Annotated in this window: 9 protein-coding genes; 6 read left to right on the plus strand and 3 right to left on the minus strand. The window is 54.1% G+C overall.

The genetic code is table 11. The features are described 5' to 3' along the window. A partial coding sequence (locus tag MVK46_RS04075) for a peptidylprolyl isomerase (protein WP_297535376.1) occupies positions 1 to 739 on the minus strand: 739 nt, incomplete at its 3' end. 111 nt (positions 740 to 850) lie between these two features. Between MVK46_RS04075 and cysS the strand changes: the two genes are divergently transcribed. The 3 genes from cysS to MVK46_RS04090 all read left to right on the plus strand — a co-directional run bounded on the left by cysS (position 851) and on the right by MVK46_RS04090 (position 5,401). Next, the gene (gene cysS, locus MVK46_RS04080; RefSeq protein WP_297535384.1) at positions 851 to 2,281 is read left to right on the plus strand and encodes a cysteine--tRNA ligase; all 1,431 of its coding nucleotides are present in this window, start codon (positions 851 to 853) and stop codon (positions 2,279 to 2,281) included. A 20-nt stretch (positions 2,282 to 2,301) separates the two neighbouring features. After that, positions 2,302 to 4,035, plus strand: a complete 1,734-nt coding sequence (locus MVK46_RS04085; RefSeq protein ID WP_297535377.1) for an endonuclease MutS2 — start codon at positions 2,302 to 2,304, stop codon at positions 4,033 to 4,035. 106 nt (positions 4,036 to 4,141) lie between these two features. Then, positions 4,142 to 5,401: a methyl-accepting chemotaxis protein gene (locus MVK46_RS04090; RefSeq protein ID WP_297535378.1), complete on the plus strand. Its 1,260-nt coding sequence runs from the start codon at positions 4,142 to 4,144 to the stop codon at positions 5,399 to 5,401. Here the strand turns inward: MVK46_RS04090 and MVK46_RS04095 are convergent. Then, positions 5,391 to 6,059 (minus strand): Kae1-associated kinase Bud32, encoded by a 669-nt coding sequence (locus MVK46_RS04095; RefSeq protein ID WP_297535379.1) that lies wholly within the window; start codon positions 6,057 to 6,059, stop codon positions 5,391 to 5,393. The two genes, MVK46_RS04090 and MVK46_RS04095, sit on opposite strands and share 11 nt — an antisense overlap. 178 nt (positions 6,060 to 6,237) lie before the next feature. Here MVK46_RS04095 and thsB point away from each other — a divergent pair, with 178 nt between their 5' ends. The 3 genes from thsB to MVK46_RS04110 all read left to right on the plus strand — a co-directional run bounded on the left by thsB (position 6,238) and on the right by MVK46_RS04110 (position 9,644). Further along, on the plus strand, positions 6,238 to 7,875 hold the full coding sequence (gene thsB / locus MVK46_RS04100; protein ID WP_297535380.1) for a thermosome subunit beta: 1,638 nt from the start codon (positions 6,238 to 6,240) through the stop codon (positions 7,873 to 7,875). Positions 7,876 to 8,057: 182 nt separating this feature from the next. Next, positions 8,058 to 8,828, plus strand: a complete 771-nt coding sequence (locus tag MVK46_RS04105) for a hypothetical protein (RefSeq protein ID WP_297535381.1) — start codon at positions 8,058 to 8,060, stop codon at positions 8,826 to 8,828. A 21-nt stretch (positions 8,829 to 8,849) separates the two neighbouring features. Continuing rightward, positions 8,850 to 9,644 (plus strand): hypothetical protein, encoded by a 795-nt coding sequence (locus MVK46_RS04110; RefSeq protein ID WP_297535382.1) that lies wholly within the window; start codon positions 8,850 to 8,852, stop codon positions 9,642 to 9,644. 13 nt (positions 9,645 to 9,657) lie between these two features. Here MVK46_RS04110 and MVK46_RS04115 read toward each other — a convergent pair whose 3' ends face one another. Next, positions 9,658 to 10,245, minus strand: a complete 588-nt coding sequence (locus MVK46_RS04115) for a hypothetical protein (RefSeq protein WP_297535383.1) — start codon at positions 10,243 to 10,245, stop codon at positions 9,658 to 9,660. Between the last annotated feature and the right edge of the window lie 59 nt (positions 10,246 to 10,304).

A 10,304-nucleotide genomic window follows, 5' to 3' on the forward strand; every position in this document is an offset into this window, starting at 1 on the left:
CAACGTTCTCCCCGGCGGCTTCCTCCGGAGGCTTGAGAAGCTCCTCGACGTTCGGCTTGAAGGTTATCTCCTCATAACCTAAGAACTTGAGGTCGCTCTCAAGGAGTATCTCGCCGAGGGCAAGGGTTCCTCTGTCAACCTCGTCGAGAACCGGGGTGAAGTCAACTACGACGTCCTTCTCTCCAACCTCGATGATGACCTTGTTGGCGTCGACCCTCGGGAGGCGGAGCTCAATCATGCCCTTGACCTTCTCTATCGGGTCCTCGACCTTCTCGACTATCTCGACCTCATAGATAAGGTGCTTGCCGGCGTAGGGGTGGTTGAAGTCGACCCTGACGCGACCTCCGCTGACGGTGAGAACCCTTCCCTTGAGCTTCCTTCCGCCCTCGGTCTCAATCTCGACCGGCATTCCCGGGAACGGGATTATGCCCTGCCTCCTGAACTGGCCGAGGGTGAAGGTCTTGATGAGCTTCCTGTCGCGCTTTCCAAAGCCCTTCTCGGGCGGAATCTCAATCTCGTACTTCTTGCCGACCTCAAGGCCCTCAAGGGCTTCGTCGAGACCCTGAAGGACGTGGCCTGCTCCAACCGCTATCGGAACGGGGCCATAAACGCCGTTTTCCTTGTAAATACCAGCCTGCTTGGCTATCTCCTCATCGGTAGTGTCGAAAATCTCGCCGGTTTCCTTAATCCTTCCGGTGTAGCGGAGCTTTATGACGTCTCCCTTCTCAACCTTGACCATCTTTACAACCCCCTTTTTCAGGCTCTAACCGGAGTTGTGGAGTTGGTTTTTAAGCTTTCCCGCAACGATAAGCTAATAAAAAGGCCCTCCCAAAAGGCCCCGGTGGTGGGAATGGCGATTAGGATATACAACACCCTCACGAGGCAGAAGGAGGAGTTCAAACCGCTCCGCGAAGGCGAGGTTAGAATGTACGTCTGCGGCCCAACGGTTTACGATTACCCCCATCTCGGCCACGCGAGGACTTACATTGCCTTCGACGTCATCAGGCGCTACCTCGAGCACAGGGGCTACACCGTTCTAATGGTCATGAACTTCACGGACATAGACGACAAAATCATCAAGCGCGCCAATGAGACAGGGGAAGACCCGAAGGAGCTCGCGGAGAAATTTCTGAGGATTTTCCTCGAGGACATGAAAGCTTTGAAGGTCAAGCCGGCCGACGTTTATCCCCGCGTCACCGAGCACATGGAGGACATAATCAACTTCGTGAAGAAGCTCCAGGAAAAGGGCTACGCCTACGAAGGTAGCGACGGCGTTTACTTCGAGGTCAGGAAGTTCAAAGATTACGGAAAGCTGAGCAAGATAAAGCTCGAGGACCTCGTGAAGGGCGCGCGCGTCGAGCCCGGTGAAGGCAAGAGGAACCCCGAGGACTTCGCCCTCTGGAAGAAAGCTAAACCTGGCGAGCCAAAGTGGAAGAGCCCCTGGGGGGAGGGAAGGCCCGGCTGGCACATAGAGTGCTCCACGATGAGCAGCAAATACCTCGGCGAGAGCTTCGACATCCACGGCGGAGGAAACGACCTCATCTTCCCGCACCACGAGAACGAGATAGCCCAGAGCGAGGCCTGCTTCGGCCACGAGTGGGTTCACTACTGGATGCACACCGGCTTCCTGATGCTGAACGGCGAGAAGATGAGCAAGAGTCTCGGCAACTTCGTAACCGTTAGAGAACTCCTCAAGCGCTACGACCCGGAGGTTATAAGGCTCTTCGTCCTCCAGAGGCACTACCGCTCGCCCCTTGACTACAGCGAAGAAGGTATAGAGCACGCCAAGAACAACCTTGAGAGGCTCTACAACACTCTCGAAAACATCCGCGTGGCGATGGAGCGGGCTGAGATAGCGTTCCGCTGGGACGAGCCTGAGTTCAGGGCCTACGAGGCCATAAGAGATGCCAGGAGGAAGTTCTACGAGGCCATGGACGACGACTTCAACACGGCCGAGGCTTTGAAGGCGGTCTTCGAGGTCAGCAACGCTATCAATAGATACCTCACCGAGGTGGAAAAGCCGAAGGAGAGCATTCTCAGGAAGGCGTGGGAGTTCTTCAGAGACGTTGGCGAGGTCTTCGGCCTGTTCGAGGACTACTTCAAGGAGCAGAGGGCCGGGAACGAGGAGGAACTCATAAACCTGCTCGTTGAAGTCCGCGCCCAGCTCAGGAAGGAAAGGCGCTTTGATTTGGCCGACAGAATCAGAGAAGAGCTGAGAAAGCTCGGAATCCAGCTGGAGGACACACCGCAGGGAACGGTCTGGAAGAGGATTAAGGTCTAAAACCCATCTGACGTGGGAGCATGAGGCTGAGGCTGAACGCCGAGGCAAGGGCCATATACCGGGCGATAATCGGGGAGATTAAGTCGAGGCTCGTCCTCAGGGGTAGCGAGGCCTACCTTGAGAGCTTTTATCCCACTTCCAGTCCGGAAGAAATACTCAGAAGGCAGGAATACCTGAAGGAGGCCCTGCCCAGGATTTCATCGGGCATTAAGGAGGAGCTTGAGAAAATCAGGCCGATAAAGTTCCGCAGGGAGTTCCTCTCGGACAGGGTTCTGCTCGTGGACGAGGGAGAAATTGAGAAGGCCGAGGCTCTCGGCCTCTGCTACGTCACCACAAATCCCGAGGAGGCAAGGGAGTATCCCCTCGTTCTCAGCACGGTTGGATATAGGATAGACGTTGAGCTTTCACCGGCTGACGTCGCCCCGGAGCTTTACGTTCTTCCCCTCTGGGAGGCCAGGGAGACACTCGAGGCGCTTGGACGAATCGGGGAAATCACGGGGAGTAAAAGCGTTGCAGGGGAACTCCTCTCGGCACTATCGGAGTTTGAGGGTGTCGTGAAGAGAGCTTCCCTCCTCGATTCCCTGGACGAGATTGTTCTTGAAAAGGAGCGCGCCCTGAACGAGGAGATATCCAGAAAGCTTGAGAGCTTCAGCCTGACGCTCAGCGGAAGGGAGCTTCTCGATTTCCTGTCCCAGCTGAGGGCCGGAAACTACGAGGCAATATTCAGGCACTTCGGAAGCGTTGAGGAGGAAATCCTGAACCTGATAGCCCGGGCGGAAGAGGAGCTTTCGGAAAAGTTCGGGGTTGACGTCGAGCTGTTCTCGAGGGAAGAACTTTACCCAGTCAGCGTTTCCCCGGAGAGAATTGAAGAGCTTAGGAATGTCCTCGAAAGGGAGCTTGCGGTTGAGAGATACATCAAAGCCCGCGAAATCCTTGAAAGGGTTCATCACCTCATACCGAGGCTGAGGGAAGAGCTTAGGAAAGCGGAAGAGCTTGACTTCCTCCAGGCCGTTAAGGATTTCGCGGAGGGATTCACGTTCCCCGAACCCTGGGAGGGCGGCTTCGCTTTCCTCAGGGGAAGGCATCTCTTCATTGAAAACCCTCAGCCGGTCAGCTACGTTGTTGGAAGAAAACCGGAGGACTTCAGCGTCCCAACATCGGAAAACGTGGGGAATGAGAGGGTCGTCATACTGACCGGTGCCAACAGCGGTGGGAAGACGAGCCTGCTCGAGCTGATAGCACAGGTGGGAATCCTGTTCCACATGGGCTTTCCGGTTCCAGCCGAGAGGGCCTGGCTCGAGCCGCTGGAGGAGATTTTCCTCTTCAAGAGGAAGCGGAGCGTCTACGGAGCCGGGGCGTTTGAGACGGCCCTCCGTTCCTTCGTTAGGGCATTGAGGAAGCCCGGCAGGAAGCTGCTCCTGATAGACGAATTCGAGGCTATAACCGAACCCGGAGCGGCCGTTAAGATTATCGGTGAACTTCTCAAGGTTGCCCACGAAGAGGGGTTCTACGTCGTCATAGTGTCCCACCTCGGGGAGGACCTGAAAAGGGAGCTTCCCTTTGCGAGGGTTGATGGAATAGAGGCAAAGGGTCTCGACGAGAACCTCAATTTAATCGTTGACAGGCAGCCCGTTTTCGGAAAGCTCGGGAGAAGCACGCCTGAGCTGATAGTTGAAAGGCTCGCTAAAAAGTCCCGGGGTGCGGAGAGGAGGATATACGAGCGCATACTCGGGGCATTTAAGGACAGTGTGTAGGTCTCTGTGTAGGTAGTTACTACATTTTTTTGACGTTATGTTATTACTCTTTTTGATTAGAAAGCTTTAAGTATTTTTAAAGCGTACAGGTGAGGGAGGGGTGCCTATGGACGGCAGGGGTGTTTCGGTACTCTCACCCGTTATAGCGTTCGTTTCAACAATCGTTCCAGCTTATTTAGCCGGCCCCGTGGCGGGGCTTGCGGGGGGTATCGCGGGAACCGCCGTTGGAGCCTACATAGCCCTATCCGCGAGGGAACCCCAGAGAATTCCCCAAGAGGTGGAGCAGTACAGGAGGGAAATCGAGGAGCAGATAGAGGTCGTAAAGAGAATCATCGAGAGGATTGCCGAGGGCGACCTCAGCGCTGTGGACACCCAGCTCAACGGCCATCTGAGGGACATCCGGGAGGCACTGGAAAAGATGAGGAGAAACCTCCGTAGCATGGTTCAAGCAATCAAAGACGCCGCAGACGTCATCGAGGAAAGGACCGACGTGATTAAGGAGAACATTGACCAGATAAGTGAGGCAATTCAGCAGGTGGCCGAGGCAATCAACCAGGTGAGCATTGAAGCCCAGCGCGAGCAGGAGAACATAAACCAGATGACCGAGAACATGCGCTACATTGACGAGGTCGCAAAAGAAACTATGGCCGCCATGGAGGACTTTGAGCACACGATGAAGGATATGGCGGCGCTGGCGAGGGAAGGAGGGGAGAGGGGAGAGAAAGCAGTGGAGCAGATTGAGGAAATCCGGAGCATGATGGCCATGATAGAGGAGACCGTCAGGGGAGTTGCGGAGATGAGCAAGCACATAACGAACATCACCAATGTTATTACTGGTATTGCGGAGCAGACTAATCTTCTTGCTTTGAATGCTGCTATTGAGGCTGCTCGTGCTGGGGAAGCTGGTAAGGGTTTTGCGGTTGTTGCCGAGGAAATCAGGAAACTCGCAGAAGAAAGCAAAAAAGCCGCAGACAACATAAGAAACATAGTCGAACAGATAATGGCCAAAATAGAGGAAAGCGTTAACGTCACCGAGAAGAGCGTTGAAACAGTCTCATCCTCAACGGAAGCCCTTAAGGAGAGCGTCTCGTATCTCACCCAGATTGCCGAGCTTATGGAGGAAATGGAGCGTAAAACGGCGGAGCTCAAGGAGAAGATACTTGAAGAGGGAGAGAAGGTGGACGAGGGACTCCGCTTCCTCGAGAACCTTGCCGCAAGCGCTCAGGAAACCACTGCGGCCGCGGAGCAGGTCAGCGCCGCCGCAGAGGAGCAGACCTCAGCCCTTCAGGAGGTCAGGGCCACACTTTCAGACTTCAAGGAGGTCGTTAAGGAGCTCATGAACGCGGTAAACAAGTTCAAGCTTTGAGCCAGCTCCGCTCCCTGTACCTTCCCCTGCTCTCTATCTCTTCTATCTTCTCCTCGATTTCCTTCCTCGCCTTCTCACCGAGAACCTCTGCGTAGCCCTCGAGAACGGCCTTAAAGCCCTCCTCGAACCAGGTGTAGTGAGTGCTCTCCATTGCCCTCTTGAGGAGGTGCAAATCAACGCCCCTTGCCTCGAGGGTCGAATCGAAGTCCGCCAAGCCAAAGTCTATCAGGTGAACCCGTCCTTCCCTGAGAATCATGTTACTCGTCGTTAAGTCGCCGTGAACGATGCCCGCCCTGTGCAACTTCCCTATCTGCCTCCCGACTTCCCGGCAGAGGCTCAGCCTCTCTTCCATCGGAACTTCTTCGAGGTGCTCCTTAAGCCGCTTTCCCTCGATGAACTCCATGACTATCACCATGTCGCGCAGGTTAACCTCGTAGACGTACGGGCAGTTCACGCCGAACTCCTTCGCCCTGTGGAGAATTCGGGCTTCCCTGACGGTCCGCTCCTTTCTGAGCTTCACGTCTATCTCCCGAATCCTGTACCTCTTGGGAACCCTGTGCTTCACTATGACCCTTTCCTTGAGGAGAGGAACGCCGAAGACCTCCTCAAAGGTTCCCTCGTAGATTTTCGCCTCAGCCCCCTGTGCGATTAGCCTCATTCGACCACCATACTCAGCCTCTCACTTCAAGTTTTAGCCCTTTCTATGACCTCTATCGAATTTTTCTATCAATTGACCAAAATTTTGGTCATAGTTTGATATTTTTGAACCAAAAGTTTATATAGAGCGCTGACGAAGTGATTCCGCAAAAAGGCAAAACGTTTGGAGGAATGTCAAAATGAGTATGAGCGGACAGCCGGTTGTTATTCTGCCTGAGGGGACTCAGAGGTACGTTGGAAGGGACGCCCAGAGGCTGAACATCCTCGCCGCCAGAATCGTCGCCGAGACCATTAGAACCACTCTTGGACCGAAGGGAATGGACAAGATGCTGGTTGACAGCCTCGGAGACATCGTCATCACCAACGACGGTGCCACCATACTTGACGAGATGGACATCCAGCACCCTGCTGCCAAGATGATGGTTGAGGTGGCTAAGACTCAGGACAAGGAGGCCGGCGATGGAACCACCACCGCCGTTGTTATAGCAGGTGAGCTCCTCAAGAAGGCTGAAGAGCTCCTCGACCAGAACATCCACCCAAGCATAATCATCAAGGGCTACGCCCTCGCCGCCGAAAAGGCCCAGGAGATTCTTGAGAACATCGCCAAGGAGGTCAGCCCGGACGACGTCGAGACCCTCAAGAAGGCCGCCGTTACTGCCATAACCGGTAAGGCCGCCGAGGAGGAGCGCGAGTACCTCGCCGAGATTGCCGTTGAGGCCGTCAGGCAGGTCGCCGAGAAGGTCGGCGACAAGTACAAGGTCGACCTCGACAACATCAAGTTCGAGAAGAAGGAGGGTGCGAGCGTTCGCGAGACCAAGCTCATCAAGGGTGTCGTCATCGACAAGGAGGTCGTTCACCCCGGCATGCCGAAGAGGGTTGAGAACGCCAAGATTGCGCTCATCAACGACGCTCTGGAAGTTAAGGAGACCGAGACCGACGCCGAGATAAGGATTACCAGTCCGGAGCAGCTCCAGGCCTTCCTTGAGCAGGAGGAGCGCATGCTCAAGGAGATGGTCGACAAGATTAAGGAGGTCGGAGCGAACGTTGTCTTCGTTCAGAAGGGCATCGACGACCTGGCCCAGCACTACCTGGCTAAGTATGGCATAATGGCCGTCAGGAGGGTCAAGAAGAGTGACATGGAGAAGCTCGCGAAAGCAACCGGTGCCAAGATAGTCACCAACATCCGCGACCTGACCCCAGAGGACCTCGGTGAGGCCGAGCTCGTCGAGCAGAGGAAGGTCGCCGGCGAGAACATGATATTCGTTGAAGGCTGCAAGAACCCGAAGGCGGTAACCATACTCATCCGCGGTGGAACCGAGCACGTGGTTGATGAAGTCGAGAGAGCCCTTGAGGACGCCGTCAAGGTCGTCAAGGACATCGTCGAGGACGGCAAGATACTCCCGGCCGGAGGTGCTCCTGAAATCGAGCTCGCCATCAAGCTCGACGAGTACGCCAAGGAGGTCGGCGGCAAGGAGCAGCTCGCCATCGAGGCCTTCGCTGAGGCCCTCAAGGTTATACCGAGGACCCTCGCCGAGAACGCCGGACTCGACCCGGTCGAGACCCTCGTCAAGGTCATCGCCGCCCACAAGGAGAAGGGTCCGAGCATCGGTGTCGATGTCTTCGAGGGCGAGCCGGCCGACATGATGGAGAAGGGAGTCATCGCTCCCCTCAGGGTTACCAAGCAGGCCATCAAGAGCGCCAGCGAAGCCGCCATAATGATACTCCGCATCGACGACGTCATCGCCGCCAGCAAGCTCGAGAAGGAGAAGGAAGGCGGCAAGGGTGGAAGTGAAGACTTCAGTAGCGACCTCGACTGAAGGCTTTGATTCTTCTCCCCTTTAATTCCTGAACACTTTTTGGTTCCGCGAGAACTCTTCTCGCATATCTGGTGTTCCCATCAACTTGGGTTTGTTTGATTTTGCTTACTAATATATGAGAAAAATTTTTAATCCAACTGCACTTACTATAGTTCCGGTGTCAGGCTCCCTTGGTGGTCTTAATGAGGAGGTGGAAAATTATTCTCCAGATATTCGTTTTTCCTGTAGTGCTCTTCTCGATGCTGTTTGGCTTCGCCTGGGTGAAACTCGGCGTCATAACCCGTGAATGGGTTCTTAGTACGCTCATTCTTTTTGTCCTCATGGTGGCTTCAATGGTCTTCTTCCTCGCCCGCATTTTAGAGAAGCATGGATATAAGAAAAGTGACATCAAGAGAATTGACGAGATTCTTGAGGAGCACTGGAAGGAACCGTGGGATTCAGGCTACCTGAAGTACGACGTTCAGGAATGCATAGCCCATCACCTCATTCTCTGGGGAATTTTCAGTACGTCTCTCTTGGGGTTTCACGATGTTTTCCTTGCCATACTGGCGTTCGTTGGCCTGGCTTTTCTTATGGTGGTGATGTATCCAGTCTTTGTCACAATGGTAGTTTGGATTGTAGCTCTCCCGTTGTACTTTCTCAAGAGTAAAAGAGCAGGGGATGCCTTTGAGTTCATCGGTAAAACGTCCCTTGCCTCGACTCTCGCAATTCCTGTTATCTGGGCTGTTTCCTCTTACGTTTTAACCAAGAACTACCCTGAAGACGTTCTAAGAATGTTCAATGCCGTGGTTAGGAACGCCGAGGGGTTTTTGATTCTCTCAATCTTAAACACACTGTTTGGTTTTCTGGGAGTTTATCTCTCGTGCAGAGTTGGGAGGAGAATCCTCACGCTTGTTCTGCTTTCACTTGCAGTGGCCATGCTCTTCGTTGTTTGGAGCATCTTCAACCTTTAAACTCTGCCGGAGGTGTCTAATATGAAACCCGGACGGAAGCTGATGTTGGAAGCTGTGCTGGTCCCTTTAATGATTTGGATGGCCCTGTGGGGACTGTTTTATTTTCGTCCGCGTGTTCCTTCCCAGAAGATGACCATTACAATCTCCGGGCTGATAGCGGCAGTCGTCTCCTTCTTCATCGCGCTCGCGATAGCCCTCTTCATACTCAAAAGGCGTCTTGAAAAGGAACGCAATTCCAAATTTGGATTCAGGGAGCTTCCCCGGGTTATTGACGAGACGGACATTAGGGTTATACGGGATTTGACAAATGATGTCGCTTTCGTAATTCTACTGTGGGGTCTCCTCGGCACGGCTGTTATGAATAGGGGATTTGAGAAGGGCGCTGTTTACGTCATCAATCTCGCTGTTATGTGTGTTATGCTTTGTCTCCCCCTGTTCCTGGCAGTGGGAGTGCTGTTTATAGACTTCTCCATCTTTATCTACGCGCGTTTCGTTGGAAAAGACCCCTCCCCGGGTTCCAGGGAAATTCTCATTGGTTCCCTCATCTCGCTTTCATTTCTGGTCGCGGTGGGTTTGGTTGCGAAATACTCTGATGTCCGCGTTGATGTGATACGCCCGATTCTGAACTTCTACCGCAAAGACCCCATCGGGTATCGGTACGCCCTGCTGCTTTCAGGTTCAGAGGCACTTTACTGCCTTCTGGGAATGCTAATCTATCCAAAGAAGAGGAAACTCGGAATTCTTCTCGTACTGCCCATCATCCTCATCATCGCCCATACCCTGCTGAAGACGTTTATATGGATGCACTCCCATTAAGAGCAAGGCGTCGTTATAGCTTTCCAACCTCTTCCTCCAGCCTCTTCAGCTTCCCCTTAAACCTTCTCAGCTGGTCGTTCGCTATGCCCACAATTCTCCTGATGTAGTCCTCGCTCACCCACAACTCGCCGTCCGCGCCGAGCGGGACGTCCATTCTCTCGGTCGAGCGAATCTCGACGAGGAGCTTCTTATGGCTCACGCTCTTGATGTTGCTGTACTTGAAGCCCAGCCCTATGGCGAGGTTGAGCAACTTAACGGCATCATCAAGCGTTCTCGCGCCGACGTGAAGGATAGGACTCCGGACAAGAAACCAGAGCTGACCGGCCGAGTGCCTCCCAACCGCCTCAAGGACCTCCTCAACGGTAACTTCCCTGTGCCACTTGCCGAGCCAGACGGAATTGACCTTGTCGCCGAAGTGGGGCATCTCCATGACCGAAATCCTGCCCGAGCAAGAGCTCGTTGTGAAGTAGTTCTCAAGCGCGTTGATTTTCTCAAGCAGGGCAATTATGTCCTCGTCAACCTTGCCCTCCGCCAAGGCCTGCCTGAGGCCCTCCATCGCCTTCGCCTTCTGCTCGTCGAAGTTTTTGGTGTAGAGGAACATCACTCACACCTCCAGTTCCCCGGCATCGACCACCGTCTCCCTCTCTTTCACGAACTCCA

This window comes from Thermococcus sp. (assembly GCF_027066465.1).
Taxonomy (GTDB): domain Archaea; phylum Methanobacteriota_B; class Thermococci; order Thermococcales; family Thermococcaceae; genus Thermococcus.